General features: G+C 45.1%; 20 protein-coding genes and 3 tRNA genes. 20 read left to right on the top strand and 3 right to left on the bottom strand.

Going from position 1 to position 27,000, the window contains the following annotated elements; translation table 11 throughout:
- Positions 1 to 47: 47 nt before the first annotated feature.
- Positions 48 to 1,844, top strand: a complete 1,797-nt coding sequence (argS, locus tag HXT23_RS05145; protein ID WP_422112786.1) for an arginine--tRNA ligase — start codon at positions 48 to 50, stop codon at positions 1,842 to 1,844.
- A gap of 231 nt (positions 1,845 to 2,075) precedes the next feature.
- The gene (gene brnQ, locus HXT23_RS05140) at positions 2,076 to 3,632 is read left to right on the top strand and encodes a branched-chain amino acid transport system II carrier protein (RefSeq protein WP_422112785.1); all 1,557 of its coding nucleotides are present in this window, start codon (positions 2,076 to 2,078) and stop codon (positions 3,630 to 3,632) included.
- A 108-nt stretch (positions 3,633 to 3,740) separates the two neighbouring features.
- Here brnQ and HXT23_RS05135 read toward each other — a convergent pair whose 3' ends face one another.
- Entirely contained in the window at positions 3,741 to 4,088 is a 348-nt protein-coding gene (locus tag HXT23_RS05135; RefSeq protein ID WP_016796989.1) for a phenylpyruvate tautomerase MIF-related protein, read from the bottom strand.
- Between the two features lie 136 nt (positions 4,089 to 4,224).
- Between HXT23_RS05135 and HXT23_RS05130 the strand changes: the two genes are divergently transcribed.
- The 9 genes from HXT23_RS05130 to HXT23_RS05090 all read left to right on the top strand — a co-directional run bounded on the left by HXT23_RS05130 (position 4,225) and on the right by HXT23_RS05090 (position 14,043).
- The gene (locus HXT23_RS05130; protein ID WP_016796990.1) at positions 4,225 to 4,734 is read left to right on the top strand and encodes a GtrA family protein; all 510 of its coding nucleotides are present in this window, start codon (positions 4,225 to 4,227) and stop codon (positions 4,732 to 4,734) included.
- A gap of 23 nt (positions 4,735 to 4,757) precedes the next feature.
- Entirely contained in the window at positions 4,758 to 5,390 is a 633-nt protein-coding gene (locus tag HXT23_RS05125) for a histidine phosphatase family protein (RefSeq protein ID WP_422112784.1), read from the top strand.
- A gap of 92 nt (positions 5,391 to 5,482) precedes the next feature.
- Positions 5,483 to 6,445: a hypothetical protein gene (locus HXT23_RS05120; protein ID WP_422112783.1), complete on the top strand. Its 963-nt coding sequence runs from the start codon at positions 5,483 to 5,485 to the stop codon at positions 6,443 to 6,445.
- 39 nt (positions 6,446 to 6,484) lie between these two features.
- The gene (gene gltX, locus HXT23_RS05115; protein ID WP_422112782.1) at positions 6,485 to 8,047 is read left to right on the top strand and encodes a glutamate--tRNA ligase; all 1,563 of its coding nucleotides are present in this window, start codon (positions 6,485 to 6,487) and stop codon (positions 8,045 to 8,047) included.
- Positions 8,048 to 8,227: 180 nt separating this feature from the next.
- Positions 8,228 to 8,300, top strand: a tRNA-Glu gene (locus tag HXT23_RS05110).
- 40 nt (positions 8,301 to 8,340) lie between these two features.
- A tRNA-Gln gene (locus tag HXT23_RS05105) sits at positions 8,341 to 8,412 on the top strand.
- A 412-nt stretch (positions 8,413 to 8,824) separates the two neighbouring features.
- The gene (locus tag HXT23_RS05100; protein WP_422112781.1) at positions 8,825 to 10,270 is read left to right on the top strand and encodes a serine/threonine protein phosphatase; all 1,446 of its coding nucleotides are present in this window, start codon (positions 8,825 to 8,827) and stop codon (positions 10,268 to 10,270) included.
- A 118-nt stretch (positions 10,271 to 10,388) separates the two neighbouring features.
- The gene (murA, locus tag HXT23_RS05095; RefSeq protein ID WP_050566871.1) at positions 10,389 to 11,747 is read left to right on the top strand and encodes a UDP-N-acetylglucosamine 1-carboxyvinyltransferase; all 1,359 of its coding nucleotides are present in this window, start codon (positions 10,389 to 10,391) and stop codon (positions 11,745 to 11,747) included.
- Between the two features lie 202 nt (positions 11,748 to 11,949).
- Positions 11,950 to 14,043, top strand: coding sequence for a serine/threonine protein kinase (locus HXT23_RS05090; RefSeq protein WP_116438175.1), 2,094 nt, complete (start codon positions 11,950 to 11,952; stop codon positions 14,041 to 14,043).
- A gap of 50 nt (positions 14,044 to 14,093) precedes the next feature.
- Here the strand turns inward: HXT23_RS05090 and HXT23_RS05085 are convergent.
- Positions 14,094 to 14,166: transfer RNA gene (locus HXT23_RS05085), tRNA-Ala, on the bottom strand.
- 95 nt (positions 14,167 to 14,261) lie between these two features.
- A complete protein-coding gene (locus tag HXT23_RS05080; protein WP_016636020.1) occupies positions 14,262 to 14,957 on the bottom strand; it encodes a DedA family protein in 696 nt (231 codons plus the stop codon).
- A 139-nt stretch (positions 14,958 to 15,096) separates the two neighbouring features.
- Between HXT23_RS05080 and HXT23_RS05075 the strand changes: the two genes are divergently transcribed.
- From HXT23_RS05075 to HXT23_RS05035, 9 genes are all read left to right on the top strand, one after another.
- Positions 15,097 to 15,753 (top strand): hypothetical protein, encoded by a 657-nt coding sequence (locus tag HXT23_RS05075; protein ID WP_032817168.1) that lies wholly within the window; start codon positions 15,097 to 15,099, stop codon positions 15,751 to 15,753.
- A gap of 120 nt (positions 15,754 to 15,873) precedes the next feature.
- Complete coding sequence (gene rpsO / locus HXT23_RS05070; protein ID WP_004131651.1) at positions 15,874 to 16,143, top strand: 30S ribosomal protein S15; 270 nt, start codon at positions 15,874 to 15,876, stop codon at positions 16,141 to 16,143.
- A 472-nt stretch (positions 16,144 to 16,615) separates the two neighbouring features.
- Complete coding sequence (locus HXT23_RS05065; protein ID WP_116285480.1) at positions 16,616 to 19,375, top strand: polyribonucleotide nucleotidyltransferase; 2,760 nt, start codon at positions 16,616 to 16,618, stop codon at positions 19,373 to 19,375.
- 127 nt (positions 19,376 to 19,502) lie between these two features.
- Positions 19,503 to 20,366, top strand: coding sequence for an aldo/keto reductase (locus HXT23_RS05060; protein ID WP_020757182.1), 864 nt, complete (start codon positions 19,503 to 19,505; stop codon positions 20,364 to 20,366).
- Positions 20,367 to 20,432: 66 nt separating this feature from the next.
- Positions 20,433 to 21,398: a polyphenol oxidase family protein gene (locus HXT23_RS05055; RefSeq protein WP_020757181.1), complete on the top strand. Its 966-nt coding sequence runs from the start codon at positions 20,433 to 20,435 to the stop codon at positions 21,396 to 21,398.
- Between the two features lie 45 nt (positions 21,399 to 21,443).
- Positions 21,444 to 22,127: a pyroglutamyl-peptidase I gene (locus HXT23_RS05050; RefSeq protein ID WP_016636472.1), complete on the top strand. Its 684-nt coding sequence runs from the start codon at positions 21,444 to 21,446 to the stop codon at positions 22,125 to 22,127.
- 106 nt (positions 22,128 to 22,233) lie between these two features.
- Positions 22,234 to 23,625, top strand: coding sequence for a hypothetical protein (locus HXT23_RS05045; protein ID WP_016636471.1), 1,392 nt, complete (start codon positions 22,234 to 22,236; stop codon positions 23,623 to 23,625).
- 156 nt (positions 23,626 to 23,781) lie between these two features.
- The gene (locus HXT23_RS05040) at positions 23,782 to 25,116 is read left to right on the top strand and encodes a C1 family peptidase (protein WP_016636470.1); all 1,335 of its coding nucleotides are present in this window, start codon (positions 23,782 to 23,784) and stop codon (positions 25,114 to 25,116) included.
- Positions 25,117 to 25,600: 484 nt separating this feature from the next.
- A complete protein-coding gene (locus tag HXT23_RS05035) occupies positions 25,601 to 26,785 on the top strand; it encodes a 3-deoxy-7-phosphoheptulonate synthase (RefSeq protein ID WP_116285483.1) in 1,185 nt (394 codons plus the stop codon).
- Positions 26,786 to 27,000 lie beyond the last annotated feature (215 nt).

Here is a 27,000-nt window from a genome sequence, read left to right as displayed (position 1 = left end):
TACGTTATAATCGCGAAGCATCGCGCGGTAACGCTAGACTGTAAACCATGAATCCAGAAAGCTTAAGTGAATTAATTGAAAAAATTGCTAAAGATTTAGTAGAAAGCGGTAAAGCAGGTAGCTTAACAGAAGATTTGATTCCTGCTGCCGAAAAACTTGCAGTTATGAGGCCAAAAGATCGCGCACACGGCGATTGGGCTACGAACGTTGCTATGCAACTCGCTAAAAAAGCTGGTATGAAGCCTCACGGTTTAGCGGAACTTTTTGCAGAGCGCTTGCAAGATGCGGAAGGTGTTGCGCGCGTAGAAGTGGCAGGCCCTGGCTTTATTAACATAACGCTTGATTCTGCTTCTGCAGCGGCAGTCGTAGACGAAGTCTTAAAGCAGGGTGCTAATTTTGGTAAGAATGCGCATTTAAGCGGAAAAACTTTGAATCTTGAGTTTGTTTCCGCAAATCCAACTGGTCCAATTCACATTGGTGGAACTCGCTGGGCAGCAGTTGGCGATTCTATGGCTCGAGTCTTGGAAGCGAACGGCGCAAAAGTTGTGCGCGAATACTACTTCAACGATCACGGCGAGCAAATCAACCGTTTTGCAAAGTCTTTAGTTGCTGCAGCTCATGGCGAAGAAACGCCTGCAGACGGCTACAAAGGCGCGTATATTAACGAAATTGCGGATGCTGTTATAAAAGAATCGCAAGCAGACGGCGTTGATATTCTTTCTTTGCCTAGAGTCGATCTTGGTAAAGACGAGGAAGGCTTGCCGCTTGGCGAAGGCGATTCCGAGCAGCGAGAAGAGTTCCGCAAGCGTGCAGTTCCAATGATGTTTGCGGAAATTCGCAAGTCAATGCGCGATTTTCGTGTTGGTTTTGACGTGTGGTTCCACGAGAACAGCCTGTACGAAGATGGCGAAGTTGAGCGCGCTATTGCAGACTTGCGTGAGCGTGGAGATATTTTTGAAAAAGACGGCGCAACTTGGTTTGAATCCACCAAGCATGGAGACGATAAGGATCGCGTAATTATTAAGTCTGACGGCAATTACGCCTACTTTGCTGCAGATATCGCATACTATCGCAATAAGCGCCATCGCGATCAGAATCCTGCAGACGTAGCAATTTACATGCTTGGCGCGGATCATCACGGCTATATTGGCCGAATGATGGCAATGTGCGCGGCTTTTGGAGATAATCCTGGCGAAAACATGCAGATTCTTATTGGTCAGCTTGTAAACGTTATGAAGGACGGCAAGCCAGTGCGCATGAGTAAGCGCGCTGGAAACGTTATTACGATTGACGATTTAGTTGATGCAATCGGCGTTGATGCTTCGCGCTACTCGCTTGCACGCACCGACTACAACACAAGCGTTGATATTGATTTGGATTTGCTTGCTTCTCACAGCAACGATAATCCTGTGTACTACGTGCAATACGCTCACGCACGCAGCTGCAATGTGGCTCGTAACGCTGAAGATGCTGGAATTAGTGCGGATGGAGCCGATTTAAGCTTGCTTAATACCGAGGCAGATGGCGAAGTGTTGGCTGCTTTGGCGCAATGGCCTGCAGCTCTTGCACAAGCTGGCGATTTGCGCGCTCCGCACAGAGTTGCGCATTATCTTGAGGATTTGGCTGCAAGCTACCACAAGTGGTACAACCTTGAGCGCGTAGTGCCAATGGAGTTGAGCGACCCAGAAAATCGCTTGCCAGAAGCAGAGCGCGAAGCAGTTCGCATTGCAAAGTGCCCAGAGCCAGCACGCGCTGCAGCTCGCTTAAAGCTTAACGCTGCTGTACGCACAGTAATCGCCTCTGGACTTGATTTGCTTGGCGTTTCTGCTCCAGACAAGATGTGATTTAGCGCATTTGCTATTATTGCGCATTTGCTTTTTATTTAGGACGCTAGTTTTTACGCTAGCGTCCTTTTATTTTGATTAGGAGACACGCGCGAAATTGCAAATTTTTGCCGATTAAGTACATGCGATTTATTAATATACCCCCTAATATTATTTTTCGGTTTCAGTTTTGTTATTCAATGCGTTAAATAATATGCTTAAACAATTTTTCACCATATAGGAGGTGTAAGCATGAGCGTCACAACACAAAGTGTCAGCACAGACAGTGCCCCGAAAAAAAGGAACTTGACAATTATTGAGTCCGCATACGTGGCGGTCATGTTGTTTGGCATGTTCTTTGGCGCTGGAAACCTTATTTTCCCAGTATTTCTTGGTGCTAACGCAGGAAACAATTCTGCTCCTGCAACAATCGGCTTTATTGTTACTGGCGTTGGTTTGCCATTGTTAGGCGTTACGGCTCTTGCAATGAGCCGCGCAAACGGCCTTTTTGAGCTTTCGAGTAAAGCTAGCAAAAAATACGGCATGTTCTTTACATGCGTTCTTTATTTAACAATCGGCCCGTTCTTTGCAATTCCGCGATGTGCAACAACTTCATACACTGTTGGATTGGAGCGAGTTATTCCGCAAGATGGAAACGGACAACTGTACTTGTTCTTGTTCTCTGTAGTATTCTTTGCGCTCGCGTTCTTCTTTGCTATGAAACCAAGCGGCATACTCACGTGGGTTGGTAAAGTTCTTACGCCAATCTTCCTTGTGTTCCTAGCGATTTTGGTGTTTACCGCACTATTTTCCCCTATAAGCGGTGCTTCTTCAGATGCTGCTCCTATGGGAAATTACGTTAATAAGTCATTCTTTACGGGATTCTTAGATGGCTACAACACAATGGATGCTTTAGCTAGCTTGGCATTTGGAATTGTGGTTGTTAGCACCATTCGCCAGTTTGGTGTAAAAGATCCTAAAGATGTGGCAGTAAATACTGCTCGATCTGGATTCTTTAGCTGCTTGCTTATGGCGTTGATTTACGTTGCGATTGTCGTTGTTGGTGTGCGTAGCCGCGCGCTGTTCCCACCTGCGGAAAATGGTGGCGTGACTTTGGCGCAAGTTGCACGCTATCATCTTGGTAACGTTGGCTTATTTGTGCTTGCTGCAACTGTAACTCTTGCATGCTTAAAGACGGCAGTTGGCTTAATCGTAAGCTGTTCGGAAACTTTCTCTAAGTTATTCCCTAAAGGTCCTAGCTACAGAGTTTGGGCTGTATTGATTACGCTTGTTTCGTTTGGTCTTGCAAACTTTGGTTTGAGCGCAATCATCGAATACGCGGTTCCAGTATTAATGTTCTTGTATCCGCTTTCAATCGTATTGATTCTTTTAGCTTTGTGCGGTCGACTTTTTGGAAATTCCAAAGTTGTGTACGCTTGGACGCTTGGTTTTACTGGTGTTGCAGCTGTATTTGACTTTTTGAATAGTTTGCCAACAGCTTTGCGAAACGCATTGCATATGAACGATATGTTGATTGTTGCTCAAAACTGGTTGCCGTTCTCGGAATTTGGCATGGCTTGGGTTTGCCCAGCTGCTGTTGGATTTGTTGTTGGCTATGTCCGCATGGTTTTATGTGACAACAAAGGTATGGAAGAGGTTGCTCGTGCAGCTGCTGGCCCAGATCTTGAAGGCAGCGTTGCTAGTAGCGATGACTATTCTTCCAGCGAATCTGAGCTTGATGAGTCGGATGCGTTAGCTGTATCTGCTAAAACTACTGTTGACGAGCCTAATTTTGGCAATCAATCCTAATGACTATTTGTATCTATTTGCATAGATAGTTGTAATAATAAATAATCGCCATATTTTGGTGCGTATTTTACGTAACAAGATATGGCGATTTTTGTATAAAACTTGCGACTAGAAGTTGCCGCCGTTCCAACCCCAGTCAGTGGTTGCAGTGTAACGAATGTAAGTGCGGTCTTGTGGCACTCCAAGCTCGCTCTCCAAAGCTGCCATAATCTGCTCTGTCAACTTTTCCCAAGCAGACCCAGGTACGCTAGAGCCAAAAACGTTCACTTCAACGTAAGCTGCAGGCTTAGTATTATCTCCAGCAAAATAAATTGGCATATTGTCTTCAAATGGGCACATAAGCCAATGCTCGCTTTTTCCTGGAACTGCGCTAATCGCCTTGCCGTATGCTGCTTTTAATGCATCGCGCTGAGCAGGTGTAGTGCTTACAGAAACGTGAGTGTGAATAACTGGCATAATCGCTCCTTTGCTAAATTTTATGGATTTTCTAAGTTTATAAACTTGTGTTGCGCAACTTATGTTACGCAATAATAAACCTGTGTTACGCAATAATTATAGTAAATTGTTAACCTCCGCGTGTTTAATTGAATGTATGAAAAAACTTATTGAACAGGTTGTTAAGTTTGGAATCGTAGGAATCATTGCGCTTATTATTGACGTAGTATTGCTAAATCTGCTTCTTCTTGTGCATCTTAATAACGTTGTTGCTGGAACAATATCTTTTATAATCTCGCTTATTTTTAACTACATTGCCAGCATGAAGTACGTGTTTAAACACCGCGAAGACATGGCTCGTTGGATGGAATTGCTGATTTTTGTTATTTCTGCAGTTATTGGTTTGCTTATTAACGATGCGATTATTTGGCTTAGCACGCTTGGAATGGTTGAAGCTTTGCGCGGCACTGCGATTTACATGCTTCGCACAAATATTGGCAAGCTTATTGCAACAGTTGTTGTAGCTGTGTGGAATTTTGTTATTAGAAAGTGGCTTTTAGACGACACAAAGTCGCAAAAACCTGATTATGATGCCGCTAAAGATAATACTTTTGCTCACAAGTTGGGCGAGTGGTCGTTAAGCCACACTCCAAAAGGCTGGAAGTAGGTTTGGAAGTAGGTTTATAAAATATGCAAGCTACGACTATTCATTTTGTGCGCCACGGAGAAGTGGAAAATCCAAATCACGTGCTTTACGAGAGATTGCCAGGATTTCACTTATCTAATCGCGGCTTAAAAATGGCTCGCGCTACAGCAAAATATATTGCGACTGTTCCGCAAATGCGCACAATTAGTGCGATTTACTCGTCTCCTTTGGAGCGCACGCAAGAAACGGCGCAACAAATCGCAAGCGCTTTGCAAATCGGCCCTATTATTCTAGACAATCGTCTAATCGAAGCGGAAAACAATTTTCGAGGGAAAAGAATCGGCTATGGCGAAGGCGCTTTGTGGAAAAACAATAATTGGAAGCTTGTATCTAACTTGTGGAAGCCAAGTTGGGGAGAATCCTACAAGAGTATTGCTGCGCGCGTTGGTGATTTTGCGTGCGAGCAAGTGAAAAATCACCCAGGAGAGCAAATCGTAGCTGTAACGCACGAATCGCCAATATGGTCTTATCGTCATTTGCTAGAAACGGGTCACGCGGAGCACAATATGCTTTTGCGCAAAACGGCCTTGGCGTCGATTACTTCGATTACGTTCGATTGCGCAAATATGAATGTGCTTTCCATCACATATGTGGATCCTGCGGCGCGTGTGCAATAGAACGTGTGGAATAATAAGCAGTAGACTTTAAAATATGCATAAAAGATGCGTAGAAACCGTGTTTTTTACAGCTAATGCGAAGGAGCGTTATTATGGGTGATTCTGTAGAAGAGCTGGATTCAAAGGCTTTGAGTCTGCTTGAGTCTGCTGCAAAGTCGGCCGCGGATTTAACTAAATTGTGGCCTTTAAGCGAAGCTCGCCATTTAGATAATGACGCAAAATATGCTGAAAATCTTGAGGTTAGGGCGATTCGCGCTATTGCTCGAATTATTACAGATTTAGACGTTACTGTTCCAGATGCAGAGTTTGTGTATGAAGGTGCAGACGAAATTCCAGGCCGCCCGCAAGAGATAGTTGATGCGCTTTTGGCAGCAGCAAGCGCTTACGATGATATGGATTTATGCTACGAACCAGACTATAGCGAAGCGCAAGAAGAGCTAGAAAATAACACGAATGATGTTAGCGCTATTTTTAGCAAGCTTGAATCCAATCTTTCTAACGATGTTAACGCAATCAATGGTGCTGCTGATTCTTTAAGTGTTGCTGGTAATTGGAGTGTTGAGAGCTTGCAAGATGCGTTTAGGTGCGCAAAACAAGAGTGTGAACAATCGTATGAACAAGAGCGTGATTTTTGCGGACTTAATTCTGTAGAATCGCAAAAAATTACTGCAATACTGTCTATTCTTAAAAGTCTTATTGAAAAAACCAGAAACATTTACGAAACTTTGCCTATATTCCTATATATTAACGAAGTGTGTGAGTGTGCTGGAATTCCTCGAATGATGTTTAAGGATAATCAGTGGCGTGAGCTTGTTGATTGCGTAAAAAGTGGCGATGGTGGCGAAAATAGCGAAACTGGTATGAGCGCGCTGGTTGAATTTGCGGCCCCATTACTTGAGCGTGAATGGTCAAAGCATAAGGAAGACGTTCTTTGGGATCCAGAAGTTGCTAAGAAGCTTGCAAAAGAAGAAGACGATAGAAAGTCTCGCGAAGCTCTTGCTGCTAAGTTTGCGCACGTAGAAGGTAATAAGGAATCAACGCAAGCGCTTGACTAGATAGGCATGTCCGCAGGCACGTCCGTAACGCGCGGCACAATGGAACCTATGACTGATACAGAGGAAACTCAAGAAGTTGCTAATAATGCAACAAAATCCACAAAGCCTGAACTTCCAAAGAATGTTCGCGTGCGTTTTTGCCCTTCGCCAACTGGTACGCCTCACGTAGGTATGGTTCGTACCGCGCTGTTTAACTGGGCAGAGGCTCGCCACACGAACGGCAAGTTGCTTTTCCGCATTGAAGACACGGACAACGAGCGAGATAGCGAAGAAAGCTACCAGCAGATTATTGAGGCTCTTCGTTGGCTAAATATTGATTGGGACGAGGGCATTGATGTTGGCGGAGAAAATGGCCCGTACCGCCAGTCTCAACGTATGGAGATTTATAAAGACGTAGCAAAAAAGCTTTTTGAAGCAGGATACGCTTACGAGTCCTTCTCTACTCCAGAAGAGATTAAAGAGCGCAATATTGCTGCAGGGCGCCCAGCTGAGTTTGGCTACGACGGTTACGACAGAAACCTTACTGAGGAGCAGAAGCAAGCTTTCCGCGATGAAGGCAGAAAGCCTGCACTTCGCTTAAAGATGCCAAATGAAGACATTACTTTTAACGATTTGATTCGTGGCGAAATCACTTTTAAGGCTGGTTCTGTTCCAGATTATGTGATTGTGCGCCCGAATGGCGATCCGCTTTACACGCTTACGAACCCTGTTGACGACGCATTAATGGATGTGAACGTTGTTTTGCGCGGTGAGGATATTCTTAGTTCCACACCTCGTCAGATTGTGCTTTACCGTTACCTTATGGAAATGGGTATTGCTAAGGAAACTCCGCTTTACGGCCACATGCCTTATGTTATGGGAGAAGGTAAGAAGAAGCTTTCTAAGAGAGACCCTGAGTCTAACTTGTTCTTGCATAGAGATAACGGCTTTATTCCAGAAGGCTTGTTGAACTACTTGGCTTTGCTTGGATGGTCGATTGCGCCTGATCGCGATGTGTTCTCTATGGACGAGATGATTGAAAAGTTCGATGTGCGCGACGTTAAAGCAAACCCTGCACACTTCGACTTAGACAAAGCAATTTCCATTAACGCTGAGCATATTCGCATGCTTGAGCCTCAAGATTTTTTGAATCGTTCTGTGCCTTACTTGCATAAGGATGGCGTAGTTAGTGCAGACAATTGGGATGCGTTGACTGATCGCGAGCGTGAAGTGCTCACCGCTGCTGCTCCTCTTGTTCAGCCTCGCGTGCGCTTGCTTGGTGAAGTTGCTGGAATGGTTGGTAGCCTGTTAAGCGAAGATGGCTACATTGAGCCAGATGACGATGCGCGCAAGCAGCTTAAGGAATCTGCTGGCGATGTGCTAGACGCTGCGCTCTCTGCTTTGAAGGGTGTTGATGCTTCTGATTGGCATACAGATTCTTTGCACGAGCTTTTGAACAAGAAGCTTGTTGAGGAAGCTGGATATAAGCCGCGATTGGCGTTTGGCCCTGTGCGAGTTGCACTTTCTGGCCGCCGCGTTTCTCCGCCATTGTTTGAGTCCATGGAAATCGTTGGCAAAGACGTGACTTTGGCTCGCTTGGCTGGATTGCGTGAGCATTTGTAAAATGATTAAGCTTTAACGCGATTTGCCCCCATGCTTGTTGATTTTTGACTTGCATGGGGGCATTTTGTAGCTGATTTGTTGTTGATTTGGTTGTTGTACGACACGCCGCTAGTTGCATATACTTGCGTTATGTTGTAAAGTCGACATTTGTTGCGTCTAGAGGCGTAGCAAATAAATTAAGCCCCCGTCGTCTAGCGGCCTAGGACTACGCCCTCTCACGGCGCCAACACCGGTTCAAATCCGGTCGGGGGTACAAAGACTGAACGGTTCCAAGAGCCGCGAAGCCTGCCAATTGGGGTATGGTGTAATTGGCAACACAGGTGATTCTGGTTCATCCATTCTTGGTTCGAGTCCAGGTACCCCAGCGAATAGCTCTCGTAATCGCGGGGGCTTTTTCTTTTTCAACTTCCACGAATGAATCCTACTCGAATCCTACTTGAATCCTACTCGAATCTTGTGCAAGTCTTGCGCAAAACAAAACCCCCGAGTGATTGGCTCGGGGGTTTGAAAGAAGAGAAGAAGAGAGGTTCAGTTATTAGTTCTAAATCACTGATTATTGTGATTTATTCCGTCTATGCTTTATATCTAACCACTCTTTTCTTAATGCTAATAGGTTATTAGCTTAAAGTTATCTTAAAACATTGTAAAAAAACGCTATTTTTGCGGTGTTTTGCCTTGTTTTGCCTTGTTTTGCGTTGTCTTGAATAATCATTAATGATTTTTAGTGTTTTGCCGTGTTTTGTTGATACGCCAGATGCTGTGCCGTATGCTTGAACTATGTTAGAAATTGCAGAATCTGATAAAAGCGACTCTAAGATTTTGAAAAGCAGCCTAAATGAGCAGGAGACTTTTCAAAATGCTAAGTCGTCTAATGCATCTAATACGTCTAATTTGTCTAATTCGTATAGCGCATCTGATTCGTCGAAGCTTCCAACATCCGTCTCTGCAAGATTAGGTAAGTTGCAATTTCATCTTTCGGGAAAATTCCGCGTTTTACAGTTTGCAGATGTTCAAGATGCGCCAAAAATCAGCAAAGACACGATTAAGCTAATAGAGTCTGCTTGCGATGCAGTTAGGCCAGATATTGTGATTTTTAGTGGCAATCAAATTGCAGGATATGCTAAAGATTTTGCGAACACATTTGTGCGAAGACGCTGGGATGAGTCGCAAGATAACCGTGGAGCAGATAACCGTGGAGCAGATGCGCGCAAGTCGCATGAAAAAGATTTGCAAAATACGCGCAAAAAAGTCTTAGATCATATTAAATGCATGGTAAAGCCTTTAGAAGATCGCTCAATTCCTTGGGCGCTAACGTACGGGAATCACGATTTTCAGTGCGGATTAAGCAACGCGGAGCTGGATTCTTTGTATCAAGAGTTTTCGGGATGCTTGAATCGCCAGCAAACCGATGGGGAATTTTCTAGCGGATCCGCAATGTCTCTTCCAAAAAGCATTTTGCCAAATCAAATCATATTTCCTTGTAAAGCAGGAACATTCGCTTTGCCGGTTATGGACGTAAATCAAGAAAAAGTCGTATTTTCTATTGTTCTTGTAGATTCTGGCGATTATGAAAAGCGCGGCGGCTACGGAAGTCCTTCTAGCAAGGCACTTGACTTTTTAGCGGATTTGCCAAACTTTTTGCCGCCAAGATTTTGCGTTTTTCAGCATTTTCCGCTTCCGCAATACTACGATTTGCTGCGCGAAGTTGCTAAAGATTGCGCTGCTAAAGAACACGCAATCGAAGGATATAGGCGTTTTGCTGGAAAATACTACGCTTTAGACGATAATCGCGTTTTGCCAGATGGATATCTTGGAGAAGGCGTGAGCTGCCCAGATAAAGACAGCGGTGAATACGATATTTTGCAAAAGATTGGTGCTTTTGCTTTTTGCGCAGGGCACGATCACAGAAACGCGTTTGCGGGCAGGTGCGAGGATTCTGGCATGCTTCTAATGGCCACTGCAACGTGCGGATTTGCGTCTTACGGGCCAGTGGCTTCTAAATGTGGAGCAAGGCTTCTTGAGTTTGACATTCGTCACCCTTACGAGCCTAGAACGCAAATGCTGGAATTTGGCGATTTAGTTGGCAAAGCATCGTCTAAGAAAGCGTACACATATGGATTAAACGCGGATTGTAGCCACGATTTGCCAGAAGTCGATTTATTGCAAAAGCCTTCACTTTTTGCAAGGATCTTAAGAAGATGGCGGTCTATAGTTGCAAAATAGTACGGATTATTTAGCATTGGCGCGAATTTGAGCGCGATTGCAACGTAATTTACATGCGATTGGCACGAGTATCGGTATTATAGTTAATTAGTTTTAGTTGCAAACGAAAGAGGTAAATGTGTCTGCGCAAAACACGGCTGAACATAACGAAAGTGGCATCGACGCTGCAGACGTTTTACATGTAGAAGGTGGCAAGCCGCTTAACGGAACGATTAAAGTTCGTGGCGCAAAAAACTTTGTTAGCAAGGCGATGGTTGCAGCGCTGCTAGCTCCTGGAAAATCCGTGTTAAAGAATGTTCCAGAGATTAGAGATGTTCATGTTGTTTCGGATTTGCTTCGATTGCACGGCGTAAACGTAAACGTTGATGGCGCTGCAGGCGTTGTTAGCATTGACGCAAGCAATGTTCAACTTGCAGATGTTGCAGACGTAGACACGCTGTCTGGGTCTTCTCGTATTCCTATTCTGTTTTCTGGCCCGCTTCTTCACAGGCTTGGCGAGGCTTTTATTCCAGCGCTTGGTGGGTGCAATATTGGCGGTCGTCCTATAGACTTCCATCTTGAAACTTTGCGCAAGCTTGGCGCAAATGTAAACAAAGACCACGAAGACGGTATTCATATTACTGCTCCAAACGGTTTGCGCGGAACTAAAATCCATCTTCCTTACCCTTCGGTTGGTGCCACTGAGCAAACTCTTCTTGCAGCCGTTCTTGCAGAAGGCAAAACGGAGCTTTCGGGTGCAGCAATCGAGCCAGAGATTATGGATTTGGTGGCCGTTTTGCAAAAAATGGGCGCAATAATTTCTGTAGACGTTGATCGCACATTTAGGATTGAGGGCGTAGATAAGCTTCAAGGTTACAATCACACTGCTTTAACAGATAGGATTGAGGCAGCATCTTGGGCTTCGGCGGCGCTCGCAACTCACGGAGATGTGTTTATTAAAGGCGCAACTCAGCCAGAAATGATGACATTCTTAAACGTTTTCCGCAAAGTTGGCGGCCAGTTTGACGTTGCAGATAACGGTATTCGATTCTGGCATCCAGGCGGAGACTTGCATCCAGTTGCTATTGAAACAGACGTTCATCCTGGTTTTATGACCGATTGGCAGCAGCCGCTTGTTGTTGCTTTAACGCAAGCTAAAGGCTTGAGCATTGTGCACGAAACAGTGTATGAGAATCGTTTTGGCTTTACAAAGCCGCTTGTGCAAATGGGCGCAATGATTCAGCTGTATCGCGAGTGCCTTGGCTCGCTTCCTTGCCGATTCCAGCAGCGCAATTACAAGCATTCTGCTGTGATTTTTGGGCCAACGCCTCTTACTGGTCAAGATATTGATGTTCCAGATTTGCGTGGCGGCTTTAGTCATCTTATTGCAGCTCTTACAGCAAAAGGACCGTCTAATGTTAAGGGCATTTCGCTTATTGACCGCGGTTATGCAGATTTTAGAGGAAAGCTCACTGCTCTTGGTGCAGACATTGATTGATTAGTGTTATTAATGCTAGCAATGTAAGCAATGTAAGCAATGTAAGCAATGTAAGCAATGTGGATAACTTTTCCCTTATTTTTCTAGGGCTTTGATGGCTTTGGTACACATTTTCCATTAAGTCTTTTCTTTGCATGAATTAGTGCATAGAGTTTAGCGCACAGGATTATTATCGGTTTGATTTTATGAAAGTGCGGTAAATATGGTTTGTGTAGGTGGAAAATATCAGCTTTTGGGAAAGCTTGGTTCGGGCGGAACTTCTAGCGTTTATCTTGCAGTAGACAATGTTTTACACAAAAAATGGGCTGTTAAAGAAACGTCTAATGAGAATTTAGATAGTGATAAAAAAGCTTTGATTTTGCAATCGCTTCGAGCAGAAGTCGAGGTTTTGAATCATTGCAATCATCCTAGCATTCCTAGAATCGTTGATTTTTTTGAAGAAAATGGCAGAGCGTACGCAGTCCGCGACTATGTTGAGGGAAGTTCGCTAAAAACGATTATTGCGCAAAGCGGAGTTATTACTCCTAGTCAAGTATGCGCTTTAGGAATCCAGCTATGCGAATTATTGCAATATCTTCACTCGTTAAATCCAGCTGTTGTTTATTGCGACTTAAAACCTTCTAACGTTATGATTTCTAATGATTCTAGTGTGCATCTAATTGATTTTGGCTCTGCATTAGAGCTTAAAGGCGAAGATGGTGTTTTGGTGCAACCAAGTCGATTTAAGCAAGATGCGCGTTTTGCAACATGTGGATTTGCAGCTCCCGAGCTTTTTGAGCAGGATGCTAAAATCGGCGTTTTTACAGACGTTTATGCGCTTGGAGCAACGTTGTTTTACGCGCTTACGGGTACGTGCTATTGCGAGAGTTCCAATCATTCTGATTCCTCTTTAAGTTTTAACAATTCCAATTTTTCTAGTTTTTCTAGTAATCAGACTTTAGATTTTAAGGATTCTAATAAATCTCATCCGCTTACTAACTTCGACTTGAGCTGCGACGATTGCGATAGTGGTGTGCGCTATGTGTTAATGCGCGCATTGGCGCATAATCCAAAGGATCGATACGAAGATTGTGCGGAGTTTTCTCAAGCGCTAAAAGATTGTTTAGAAGATTTAGAATTTGGCGAAAAAGTTGAATCAAATATGGGAGAATCTGGTCTTGTTTTGCGCAATAAAAGGCGTGCAAGAGGTGCGCAAACGCGCAAAAAATATGATGCAAGTCGTAGCAGCCGTGCTAGAGCGCGATTGCGCGTAGAAAGTGGTAATCAAAATATTGGCAAAAGACACAAGAAAAATGGTGTTAAAAATGGTGTTAAAAATGGCAAGAAAAATATTTTTAAGATTGTTTGTTGCGTCTTAATGGCATTTATTGGATGTGTTGTTTTTGCATTTGCTTGTAAATCTGTAATAACAAATGCAGGCAGAGTGAAAGTAATAGAGCCGCGATCATATGTAAAAAGCGGAAATATTTCTACAAAAAACAAGCATGCGAGCAATATAACAAGCAGTGCGCAAGAGTATAAAAAATACATGGTTAAGGCTGCAAAATCAACAGATTCTAAGCAGATTGTTGAATACGTTAATAAAGCTATGTTTTTACAAGTAAAGCTTTTTAACGCAAATGTTCAGCCTATGTCTATTCAGCCAGCGTTGCGACTTTTAGTAAACCAGATTGAAGATTTTCGGTGGAGCGCAAGCGAAAGAGAAGATTTTACGTCGTTTGTTAATAAGTACAAGTCGGATCTTAAAAAATCCGAAGATTGGTATGAATTATGCTTATCTGTTGGAAAAGCGTATTGGTATTACGGAGTTAAAGATAAAGAAGAATCAAGTAGTGCGAATAGAAAGGAACGAATTGAACAGTCTGTAAAGTGGTTTGAAGAGGCGTTAAAGGGTGTTAAAGCAAAGGATTATGAGTCGGGGTTAATGTATTCTACGCTTGGCAAAGGCTACTTAGATCTTACAAACTATTCGCAAGGTAAGCCAATGCCTAAAGTGCGAGAGTATGCTGGAAAGCTGCGCGCTTTTGTTGAAAATGCAAAGAAAAACGAAAATGAGATTGTAAAAATAGATGCAAGTGAGATTGTGTTTGAGTCACTGAACTCTTGGAGTGCGCAATTTAAGGCAGATGGCGTAAATCAAGATATTGTTGAAAAGATTTTTGACGATGCGTTGGATTTAGCACGGTCTTTGAAGTCGCAAAATAAAAACGTTGATAACAGAGTTAAGAGCATAATGAGTCAGGCGGATCCGCTTATAGATTCGATTGAAAATACGTTTGATAACAGCGGCGTTTAAGATTTGCAAAGAAAAAGCCCACTGCGGTGGAATGAATGCAGTGGGCTTAGTGGAGCTAATGGTAATCGAAACCACGACCTCTTCGATGCGAACGAAGCGCTCTACCAACTGAGCTATAGCCCCAATGTTTTACACAACTCTGCACACTGTACTACAAAATGCGTAAAAGTACAACGCTAACAGCGTTGGAGTGTTGTAAAACGTTGCTAATTCTTTAGTTAATCTTGCTGCGATTTGCCTTCCGATTGCTTTTTAGCTTTGTTTGCAGCATGAGCTTTATAAAGTCCAATAAAAGTTGGCACAAGAGAAATAAGCAAAATCGCCACTATAACAAGCTCAAAATTCTTTTGAACAAAAGGAATGTTGCCAAAGAAGTAGCCTAGAAGAGTAAAAAGCGACGACCACACTATTCCGCCAAGAACAGAAAAAGGAGTAAAACGAGTCCAACGCATGCCAGAAATGCCAGAAATAAAAGGCATAAATGTGCGAATAAATGGGAAGAATCTGCCTAAGAACACTGCAATTGGCCCCCACTTATCAATCATTTGCTCTGTTTTAGCAATGCGTTCTGGCGTTAGGGCCTTAACTTTGCCTGATTCAACGATTCGCCTGCCGAAAAAGTGGCCAATAAAGTAGTTGCATTGGTCGCCAATAATTGGTGCAAGCCAAACAGCTACGAGCAAAATCGCAAGTGGAAGCGAGCTTTTACCAGTTTGTGCATCTGGAGCTGCAAAGAATCCAGCTGCAAAAAGCAAGGAATCTCCAGGCAAGAATGGGAAGAATACAACGCCTGTTTCAATAAAAATGATTAGAAAAATCAATGCTAAAGCAGGAGCAGTTCCCATAGCAATCCAGCCAGCTATAGCGGAGCGCGGATCTTTAAGAAGGTTAAGAATAAAGTGAATAAAACCCATGTGTGTACCTAAATCTGTTTGTGATTGCGAATTTTGTTGCAATCGCGTGGAGTATCATTATATTGCACGCTTTAGATAGGGGAATGTGGCTGGTAAGGTATTCATTTAGAATTTAGCACGTTAAAGGAGAATGCAAGAGATGGCTCAGTGTAAAGCAAACGCTAATGCTGCTAATGCTAACGCAGATGAACCCCTTGAGTCGCCTGGCGAATTGGAGTCGGAGCTGTCTATAGCAGATATCTCCAAACGCCACTCAAATCCTAAGCGCTGGGTGCTTTATTTTGCGATTCTTCTTGTAGCGGTTGTTGTTCCTTATTGGGCGGGTAGAACTTTGGCAGTTCAGCATACTGCTTGGGTTGTTAAGAATTTTTCTGTCTTATCTGCACAGGGAGTTGTGTTTATTGCTTGGGTTACAACAGTTGTAACTGCTACAGTTTTAGCAATGGCGCTAATTGAGTCTGGTAGATGGCTTTGGCGATTTTTGTTTGTTGTTTTTCTAGCGATTGAACAATTTATTAGCGGATTATGCTTATTGCGCTTAAGTTTTTGGTATTCAACATACGTAGTTTACGGACCAGCAAGTGGGCTTGCAAATGCAGCAAATCTTGGAATAATCTCTGCTGGATTTGGCGTTGCTGTTTATGCGATTTTATTTGTTGGATTGCTTGTAACGGTTCCTAAAAAATCGCGATTAAACGTTTTGACTCGCAGCTGGGCTTCGTTAATAATGTTTTACGCTATTGAAGTTCTTGCGATTCTTGTTGTGATTTTTGGTGGATTTATGACTGCTATGTAGGCTTTATAAGCTTGTTTGGGCATAGTTGTAACATTGAAACTCGGCGTGTAACGCCCGCGGATTTGCAAGCGCTGTATTAAAGGATGCGGCACCGCGCAGTAACTACATAAGGAGGACGCCGTGGCATTAACGGCTGAAGATAAGAAGAACATTATCAACGAATACGCAACGCACGAGGGTGACACGGGTTCCCCAGAGGTTCAGGTTGCTTTGCTCAGCAAGCGCATCTCCGACCTTACCGATCACTTGAAGGAGCACAAGCATGATCACCACTCTCGTCGTGGTATGATGCTCATGATTGGTGACCGTCGTCGTCTTCTTGATTACTTGAAGCGCGTAGACATTAATCGCTATCGTTCTTTGATTGATCGACTCGGATTGCGTCGATAAGTCTTTTTGCCCGAGCGTAAGCTCGGGCTTTTGTATTTATGCATCTGTATTTATGCGTATTGTTTATGCAATTCTAGTGAATTTAGTGTGTTTGAAGTAGAATTAAAAAGCTTGATTAAATGGCTGAATTTGAGGTTTGAAGATTTAAGTTTGAAGATTTAGGATTAACGATTTAGATTATAAGCTAAATGATTTAAGAATAATTGATTTAAGGTTAAATGATTAAGATTTAAGTGATTTAAGATTTAAGCGATTTAGTTTTAGCGAGTTCTTAAGTTTGCAGGATTTATAACTGAAGAATAAAACATAATTGAATATGGATGATTGAAGTAACCGAAACAAAAAACTACGAAATGTTGGTTATGCATTTTGCAAAGATTCGCGCGGATGTTAGGCAAAGGTAACAAAAAAGCGAGTCTGCCAATGACGACGCATGTTGGTTGATTAGGTAAGTTAAGAAAAGGAGGAACCCGTGGAGGGTCCCGAAATTAAGGCTGTAGAAGCCGTTATTGATAATGGTTCATTTGGAAAGCGCACGCTGCGTTTTGAAACAGGTCGCCTCGCTCAGCAGGCGGATGGTGCTGTTGCCGCATACTTGGATGACGATTCCATGATTTTGTCGACGACGACTGCAGGATCTAGTCCAAAAGAAAACTACGACTTCTTCCCACTGACTGTTGATGTGGAAGAAAAAATGTACGCTGCTGGTAAGATTCCAGGATCTTTCTTCCGCAGAGAAGGACGCCCGTCAAATGAGGCAACGCTTGCGTGCCGTATTATTGACCGCCCATTGCGCCCGCTTTTCCCACACACTTTGCGTAACGAAGTGCAAGTTGTAGAAACGATTTTGGCAATTAATCCAGATGATGCTTACGACGTTATTGCTTTGAACGCTGCATCTGCTTCTACTATGATTTCTGGTTTGCCATTTGAAGGTCCAGTTTCTGGTGTGCGTTTGGCTTTGATTGATGGCCAGTGGGTTGCATTCCCTCGTTGGAGTGAGCGTGAGCGTGCTGTATTTGAGATTGTTGTTGCTGGTCGCGTTATTGAAAATGGCGATGTTGCGATTGCAATGATCGAAGCTGGCGCTGGTAAGAATGCTTGGAATTTGATTTATAATGAGGGTCAAATTAAGCCAGATGAGGAAGTTGTAGCTGGAGGCTTAGAAGCCGCAAAGCCGTTCATTAAGGTTATTTGCGAAGCGCAAAATGAGTTGAAGCGAATTGCGTCTAAGGAAACCAAGGAATTCCAGCTGTTCCCAGAGTATACGGATGAGCTTTATGCAAGAATCGATGAGATTGCTCATGCTGATTTGAACGAGGCTCTTTCTATTGCAGAAAAGCTTCCACGCCAAGACCGCATTGCGGAAATTAAAGAAGGCGTGCGCGAGGCGATTGCGCAAGAGTTTACTGATATGGACGAAGCCGAGAAAGAAAAGGAACTCGGCAATGCGTTCAAGGAGTTGCAGCGCCAGATTGTTCGTCGTCGTATTTTGACGGAAGATTACCGTATTGACGGCCGCGGCTTGCGCGATATTCGTACGCTTAGTGCAGAAGTTGATATTGTTCCTCGCGTTCATGGTTCGGCGCTCTTCCAGCGCGGCGAAACCCAGATTTTGGGCGTAACTACTTTGAACATGCTTAAGATGGAACAGCAAGTGGATGCGCTTTCTGGCCCACAAACTAAGCGCTACATGCACAACTACGAGATGCCTCCATACTCCACTGGTGAAACGGGTCGCGTTGGTTCTCCAAAGCGCCGCGAGATTGGTCATGGTGCTTTGGCAGAGAAGGCTTTGGTGCCAGTTTTGCCAAGTCGCGAAGAGTTCCCATATGCTATTCGTCAAGTATCGGAAGCTATTGGTTCCAACGGCTCTACATCTATGGGCTCCGTGTGCGCGTCTACGCTTTCCTTGCTCGCTGCTGGCGTTCCTTTGAAGGCTCCAGTTGCTGGCATTGCTATGGGCTTGGTTTCGGGAGACGTTGATGGCAAGCACATCTTTAAGACTTTGACCGATATTCTTGGCGCAGAAGATGCGTTTGGAGATATGGACTTTAAGGTTGCTGGTACGTCTGAATTTATTACTGCTTTGCAGCTTGATACTAAGCTTGATGGCATTCCAGCAGACATTTTGGCTGCTGCTTTGCAGCAAGCTCACGAGGCGCGCACGACTATTCTTGAAGTGATTAACGAGTGCATTGATTGCCCAGCAGAGATGAGCCCATTTGCTCCACGCATTATTACAACTACGATTCCTGTAGATAAGATTGGCGAAGTAATTGGCCCTAAGGGTAAGATGATTAACCAGATTCAAGAAGAAACTGGTGCCGAGATTGCTATTGAAGATGACGGTACTGTGTACATCTCTTCCGAAGGTGGCGAAGCTGCTCAAAAGGCTAAGGAAATCATTGATTCTATTGCAAATCCACGTATTCCAAAGGCTGGCGAGACTTTTACTGGCAAGGTTGTTAAGACTACGAGCTTTGGTGCTTTTGTAAACTTGACTCCTGGAAGCGACGGCCTGTTGCATATTTCCCAGATTCGTAATCTTGCTAACGGTGAGCGCATCGACACTGTTGAAGATGTGCTTAAAGAGGGAGATACCGTAGAAGTAATCGTGCAAAGCGTAGACGAGCGCGGCAAGATCTCTTTGGCAATTCCAGGTTTTGAAAATCAAGAGTCTTCGGCGCCAGCGCCTCGTGAAAACCGTGGTCGTGGATCTCGCGAAGATCGTGAAGATAGGGATGATCGCAGAAGTGACCGTAGGCGTGCTCCACGCGACGATAGGGATGATCGTGGAGACAGAGGAGATAGAGATGATCGTCCTCGCCGCCGTAGCGTTCGCGATGATCGCGATTCGCGTTATGACGATAGGGAAAATCGTTCGGATCGTTCAAGCCGCTACGACGAACGCTCTTCTAGAAGAGATGATCGCAGAAGCGATCGCTACGATAACAACGATTATGAAGATCGTCCTCGCCGCCGCGCTCCTCGCGACGACCGATACGACGAGCGAGATGATAGTGCAAGTGAGCGCGCAGAGCGTTCCGATCGTTCCGACGACCGCGCAGAGCGTCCTCGCCGTGGATCGGATCGCAGAGTGAGCGACCGCAATTTGCGCTACGCTGCAGACGACGACCACTACGATGAGTATCGCGCTGCTCGCGAGGAGCGCGCAGAACGCCCTCGTCGCAGGATCCGTCGCGATTTTGACCCATTTGACGAGGACTAATCGCAAGATAAAGACGCAAGCGCATAAGCGCCTAGTCATATAAAATAAAAAATCTAAATGCCTTCAAGTTGCTTTTGCGCTTGGGGGCATTTTGAAACATTTTTTGAAACATTTGAACAGGAGCAAAATGGCCATGAATCGTACTATAGGATCGTTTAACACTACAGCTATTGGCTTTGGTGAGATGCCATTAACGATTGAAAACAATCTTGGGCACAGTATGGGCATTGAAACAATCCACGCGGCTCTAAACGCTGGATGCACGCATATAGATACGGCATGGGCGTATTATTGCTCGGGCGGTGAGGAGCAAACTGGCGAAAAGCTTGTGCGCGAGGCGTTGGATAGCTGGAATGGAGACAAGTCCTCGATTCTTGTTGCAACAAAAGTCGGCCACTTCCGCAACTTTACAGATGGTAAGCCAACGTGGGGTAAAGATGGAAAGCCAGAGCATTTGATTGCGCACGCTAAAGAGTCGGCAATGGCTCTTGGCGTAGATACGATTGATTTGCTTTACTTCCACAGGCCAGATCCAGAAGTTCCATACAATGAGTCGATTGAAGCAATGCAACATCTGCTTGATGAGGGAGTCGCGCGAGAAATCGGCATTTCTAACGCATCTGTTGAGCAGATTGACATTGCGCGTGAGATTTTGGGAGAAAAGCTTGTTGCTGTTCAAAATCAGTATTCGCCAGTGCATTTAGAAAACGAAGACACATTGCAATATTGCAAGAAGCTTGGAATTGCGTTTGTTTGCTGGAGTCCGCTTGGAGGGTTCCGTCACCCGTACGACGAGCATCTTTTTGACCCATTCCGTAAAGTGGCGGATGCTCACAACGTTAGCTATCAGCAGGTTGTTTTGGCTTGGGAGCTTGCCAAGGGCAGCAATGTTTTTGTTATTCCAGGCGCGCATAGGCCAGCTACGATTTTAGATAGCTTAAAGGCTGCAGATTTGCAATTAAGCGACGAAGAATTAGCTTATTTGGGTTAGTTTAATTTTGATTAACTTTTACAGCGAATAAGACAAAACGAATAAGACAAAACGAAAGCGAATAATATGCAAGAAACTAGCGTAGCAGGAATGCCACTTGCACACGAAGACGAAGATGGCTTGCCAATTCCAGTGACGATTCCAGTGCCACTTGGAGCGCGCGCTCACGCCGTTTTTACAACGCGATTAGGTGGAATTTCCGAAGGTGCGTTTGCTTCGCTTAATTTAGGAGGCAAAGCTGGCGATGATGCTAAATCTGTGTTTAGCAACCGTTGTGCTTTGCAACGCGCGCTTAAATCTGACTTGTGTCTTGTTAGCCAAGTTCACGGAAATAGCGTATTTGATGCAGATCCAATAGTTGATTCGTGGAACACTCCGTACGGTTTTGATGCTACAGGTTTTGCAGATTCACACGCTAGAATCGAAGCAGACGCGCAAGTTTCAACTGCTTGCTCGCTTGCTTTAGGAATGTTTGCTGCAGATTGCTTGCCAGTTTTGCTTGCAGATAGTGAATCTGGTGTAATTGCTGCAGCACATTGCGGCAGAAAAGGCTTAATGGCTGGCGTGCTTGATTCTGTTATTGAAGCAATGTGCGAAAAGGGAGCCGAACGCTCGAATATAACAGCTGTTTTAGGGCCATGTATTTGTGGTGATTGCTACGAAGTTGGCGAAGAAATCGCGCGCGACTTTGAACGCCGATACCCACAAACTGTAACGCAAACGCGTTTTGGTGGACTTGGAATTGATATTGCAGAAGCTGCTCGCATTGATTTAGCGCTTGCAGGAGTTGCAAATATTGTTGACGCTTTGCCGCGCGTTACTGCTGCCACACAATATTTGGCTAAAGACGAAGAGTTGCAAACAATTTGTAAGGTAGACGGCGAAGGCGAAGTGTTGGAAAGTCGCCTTAAGGCGTTGCAAAACCCAATGTGTACGCTGGAAAATCCATTATGGTATTCTCATAGGCGCGCTGGTCTTGCAGGAAAATCTCACGAAGGACGATTGCTTGCGCTTGTAGTTAAAGACAAGTAAAAGCTATTGTTAGAAAGCTATTGAAAGCTATAGAAAGCTATTGTTATGAATCAAATTAACGTAGTGATTTCTGGGTTTGGGCCATACGAGGATTTAGAAATAAATCCGTCGCACGAAGTGCCACTAGCGCTTGAACACGCCAAAAATGGCGATTTAGCATCGGATTTTAATCTTCCAGAAGATGTTAGCGTAAAAATTACGTCTGTAATGTTGCCAATCAGCTTTGCAAACGCTTGGCCGCATCTTTTAGAAACGATTAACGCGCAAGACGCGGATATTGTGATTGCAACAGGCGTAAAACACGCGGCTCGTGGAGTGCAACTAGAACGATGCGCTACAAACATAATGGATGCGAATAAGCCAGACGTAGATAACCACACTCCTCAAAGCGTGCAAATCGTTGAAAATGGGCCTGCTGCGTACTGGACTAGGCTGCCGCTAAGAATGATTCTAAACGATTTTGCTCATAGTGGGATTGCGTCTACGCTAAGCTCGGATGCAGGAACATATGTTTGCAATTCGCTGTTTTATAGATTGCTAGATTGGGCGTCGAATAATTCTAAAAAGCGCATAATTGCAGGGTTTGTAAGTTTTCCGCCAGTGGTTGCGTTGCATGATGCACGCCACGGGCTGCCATTGGACGCGCAAATAAAAGCTGGAAAAAGCATAATTTGCGAAGCTGTAAATTACTATATGAAACCTTCGTCTTCGGGAATATTGCTCAAGTAATTCGCGCGACACGCTCGAGTGTTTTAGCAACTAAAGTGATAGCGTTATTGCTGATGGAGTGTGCACGATAAGTAGAGTCGTGCGGGGGTTTGTGAAAGGAATAAACATGGTGCCAGATCGTTTCCCAACTGCTTTGCGAGGGTACGACAAAGATAAAGTCAACGAAGCCTTTACCAACTATGAGCGCACAATATCGCGGTTGCGTGAACAAGTGCGATCTAGTGACGAATCTATTCTTCAATTGCAAGCACAATTGCAAGAAGAAAAAAATAATGTAAAACGCGCAAAAAGCGGTAATACTTTTGCATCTTTGGGCGCAAATGCGCAACAATTACTTGCCTCGGCAGAGCAAACGAGTGCGCAATTAATTGAGCGCGCAAAGCAAGACGCTGCGTCGATTAAAAAAACGGCTCAAGCGCAGGCAGGAACTTTGCTGAATAACGCAAAATTAGACGCGGAGCATTTGCTTCAAGAGGCGCAAACCAAGGCAGATACGCTACTCTCTACAGCCAGCAATAAGGCAAATCAAATGACGAGCGCTGCGAAAGAGGATTCAGAGCGTTTGCGCGAAACAACGAGCAAAGATGTTAATGCACAAAAAGATGCTGCAACGCTAGAAATCAACAATGCGCGTGAAGAACATACGAAGCGAATGGCATCCGAAAAGTCTGAGCAAGAGCGCGCAATCGCACAGCTGAAGGCGGATGCAGCGCAAAAAATCGCAGAACAAAGGTCGGCTGCCAACGCGGAAATCGCACATGCTAAAGCAGAAACAAATGATCAAATTGAGTCTGCTTTAGCAGAAGCGAACAAGAAGCTTGCAGATATGCAAGAGCGCGCAACAAAGATGATGGCGGATGCTCAGCGCAAGGCGGGAGAAATCACGGATGCGGCTGCTGCAAAAGCCCAGGAGATTGCGGACGAAGCGCAAGTTGAGCGTACGCGTACACTGAGCCAAGTTAGTGCAGAAGTTGAGCAAATTAGAAACGACATTGCAGCTCAACAAGAAGAGGCCACAAAAAAGGTGAACGAGCTTATTTCTGGTCTAAAAGAGCGTGAGCGTGCTGCGCAAGAAGAGGCAGACGCGCTTGTTGCGCGCGCAAAAACTGTGCATCAAGATGCGGATGATTATGCTGCTCAAGCGCATAAAGATGCGGATGCTCAAGCTGCGCAAATCGTTCGCAAAGCTATGCAAGATGCTACGGCTCAGGTGGAAGAGCGCAGGGCGGCAGCTCAAAAGGAGCTTGACGGCATGACGGCGCGCTTAACGCAGTTGCAGCATAGGGAAGCGCAAATCACGCAGCGCGTTACTGAGCTTAGGTCTTTGTTTGCAAACGCATTCTCGGGATTTGATTTTGGAGATGCTGCTTCTGGACAGGGGCATTCTGGCGATTCTGCAGATGCGGATGCTTCGGAGCATAGAGATGCGGATGCTCAAAAGCAGGCTAGAAAAGATGCTCAAGCTCAAGTGGAAGAGGCAATTGCGCAGGAGTCGTGAGTTGCGCTGGCGCAGAAGCGCGCGGCGTAATTTGTGCTGCGTGATTTGTGCGGAAAAGTCGCGGAAAAGTCGCAAGCAGACGCAAGATTTGCGAAAAAAGCTAAAATAAACTATAAAAAATAAACATAAAACAAGGAAAACAAGAAAGGTTATACAGTGACTGAGATCTGTGAATTAAGTGCCGAAGCTTTGCAAAATTTGCGTGACGATTTTGACGCAAATCCATTGAATCGTTTGGCAATGAACGGCGTTACGGCTGCAGGAATCGATAAAGTGGCGCGAAACTACGATCGCGCTCGCCTGCTGCAGCGCCGATTCTCAACGGTTGTGGATAATGGCGACGCAAGGCATCAAGATCATTCTGGTCGCTGCTGGCTATTTAGCTCTTTGAATGTTGCGCGATTTGTTGCTAAAAAATCGCTTAAAGTTAAGGATTTTGAGTTCTCGCAGAACTACGCAATGTACTTCGACAAGCTTGAGCGAATCAACTACTTCTTAAATGACGTTGCGGCTCTTGTTCGCTCTGGCGAACCTTCTGATTCGCGTTTGTTGCAGCATTTGCTCAGTGACGTTATGGGCGACGGCGGCCAGTGGACCATGGCTATGAACATCTACAAGAAATATGGTGCTGTTCCTAAGGATTTGTACCCAGAAACAGAGTCTTCTAAAGACACTGGAGATATGAATACTCAGCTTAAAAAGCTCTTGCACACAGCTGTGGCTCATATGTATGCTAACGCTGCAGATATTGACAATATTATTGAGACGACTATGGCTGCAGGTCATAGGATTCTTACAATTCACTTGGGTGAGCCACCAAAGAGCTTCGATTGGGAGTGGACAGACGAGGACGGAAAGTTCCATCGTGATGGCGAAATTACTCCAGTTGAGTTTTGGAAGAAGTACGTTACTGCTGGTTTGGAAGACTACGTTTGCTTGGTGGACGATCCGCGTGCGGAGCATCCAAAGGGCAAGAAGATTGCGATTGAGCACTTGGGCAATGTTGCTGGCGGAGATGCTACTGAATATTTGAACGTGCCAAACCAGTTTATGAAGGATTGCGTGCGTAAGATTCTTGTTGAGCAGGGTATTCCAGTTTGGTTTGGTGCAGATTGCCACCCTATGATGGATCGCGATAATGGCGCTTGGGCTACGGATTTGTTTGAGTATGATCGCGTTTATGGCGTTGATTTTGACTTGAACAAGGAGCAGCGCGTGCGTTTTGCTGATTCGGCTATGAATCATGCTATGGCGTTTGCTGGAGTTGACGTTGCGGATGACGGCACGACTACTCGCCGCTGGCGTGTTGAGAACTCTTGGGGCGCGGATATTGCGGACAAGGGTTACTTTACGATGAGTGACGATTGGTTCACTGAGTACGTGTACGAGGTTGCTGTGCCTAAGGCTCTTTTGCCAGAGGAATATAAGAAAGCACTGGAAGAACCAGCAATTGTTTTGCCGGCGTGGGACCCAATGGGCGCGCTCGCCTAGGCTAATTTCACTAGGAAATTAGCCTAATCGAGCGCGCCCGAGCTGCTTAGAGCAGAAGCATTGCTTCTGCTGCAGCGAGGACAGTCGCGCGCTTAGACCGCGCGACTGTTGTGGCCTACTCTAATGCGCCCGAGCCGCGTGAGTTATTTTCCGCTTTTTGTACCAAATTTGGCCTAATTTGGTACAAAAAGCGGAAGTTTTTCCCGAGTTTGTACGTGTTTTTGGTCAAATATGGTACAAAATGCGTAGTTGTTTTCCGGGTTTTGTACGTGTTTTAGGCCAAATTTGGTACAAAAAGCGGAAAGGCGGTTCGTCGCGCCTGCGAGGAGAGAAATACTCAAACCTCGCGCAACATCAAATAGGAGAGTTGCGCTACGCTCTAAGCTCGAAGGCAGGTCTGAGCGACTACATAAACTTGTAGTGCTTTGTAATTGCGTCAAATCTTGCCGCATTGAGCGCAGTTTATTCTATAGGATGGTGACAAATGGAATCTACGCCTGATCAGCGCATTTCAAGCGCAGTCAAGCAAGCTGTTGAAAACGGCATGAATCCGCTTGACTCGTCTAAATTCGAGCGCTGGGAAGACCAGGTTGGAGTAGATCGTATAATCAACCGTCGCGTGTTGGAGTTGGAGCCGCTTCCCACTCCTGCTCAAGTTCTTGGCGAGTTGCCACTTTCTCCGTATGCGCAAGATATTGTTGCCGAGTCACGCGATGAGATTCGCGAATGCCTTAACGGAGATGACGATCGCTTGCTTGTAATCGTTGGACCTTGCTCGGTTCACGATCCCGCTGCAGCTCTTGACTACGCGTCTCGTTTGGCTGATTTGCGCGCAAAGCTCGAAGGCGAGCTTTTGATTGTTATGCGCGTTTACTTTGAAAAGCCGCGCACAACAGTTGGCTGGAAGGGCTTGATTAACGACCCAGATATTGACGGCACGCACGATATTCACAAGGGTTTGCTTTTGGCGCGTCGCACGCTTCTTGGCGTTTTGGACGCTGGTTTGGCTGCAGCAACCGAGTTTTTGGAGCCGACTAGCCCGCAGTTTATTGCGGATGCGGTTAGCTGGGGGGCGATTGGCGCGCGCAACACGGAATCGCAGATTCACCGCCAGCTTGCTAGTGGTCTTTCTATGCCAGTCGGATTTAAGAACGCTACGGATGGCTCTGTTACGGCCGCCGTCAATGGTTGCCTAGCTGCCAGTCAGCATCACACTTTCTTTGGAATTGACCATCTTGGACGCGCGTGCGCTGTACAAACGCTTGGAAACCCTGATTGCCATGTTGTTTTACGCGGATCTAGCAAGGGTCCAAACTACGATTCGGCTTCTGTTGCAGCGGCCGTTGCATCGGTTCGTTTGAGGCTCGGCGCGGATTGCGTGGCGTCTAATGGCGTTGTAATCGATTGCTCGCACGGAAATTCAGGCAAAGATGAGAATCGCCAGATTCAAGTTGTGCAAGATATTGCGGATCGATTTGCGCACGGCGAAAAGGGCATTAAAGGCGTTATGATGGAAAGCTTCTTGCAAGGCGGAAACCAAGATCCTGCGCCTTTGAGCGAGCTTGAATACGGAAAGTCTATTACAGATCGATGCATTTCTTGGGAAGATACTGCGCGATTGCTTAACACGCTTGCGCAGTCTGTTTCTGCTCGCCGACTTAAGTCTTGAGTGTTGCGCGATTCCTATTTGGTGTGTAGGAGGGCTGGGTGTTTCTGCGTTAGCGCGCTTAGACCGCGCTAACGATACGCTTCATCCGCTGCGAAAAATTTCGAATCTCTACCGCACTTGGCGTAATCTATGTAAACTGTAGTGCGATTGTATGGCGACACGCCGTGTTTTTTTTTTTAGGTGTAAACCATTACAATAAATCCTCAAATAGTCAG

It is taken from the genome of Gardnerella sp. DNF00257 (assembly GCF_049262745.1).
In the GTDB taxonomy this organism is placed as follows: domain Bacteria; phylum Actinomycetota; class Actinomycetes; order Actinomycetales; family Bifidobacteriaceae; genus Bifidobacterium; species Bifidobacterium piotii.
Note: the sequence above shows the minus strand (reverse complement) of the source record. Positions and strands in the feature narration are given on the sequence as shown.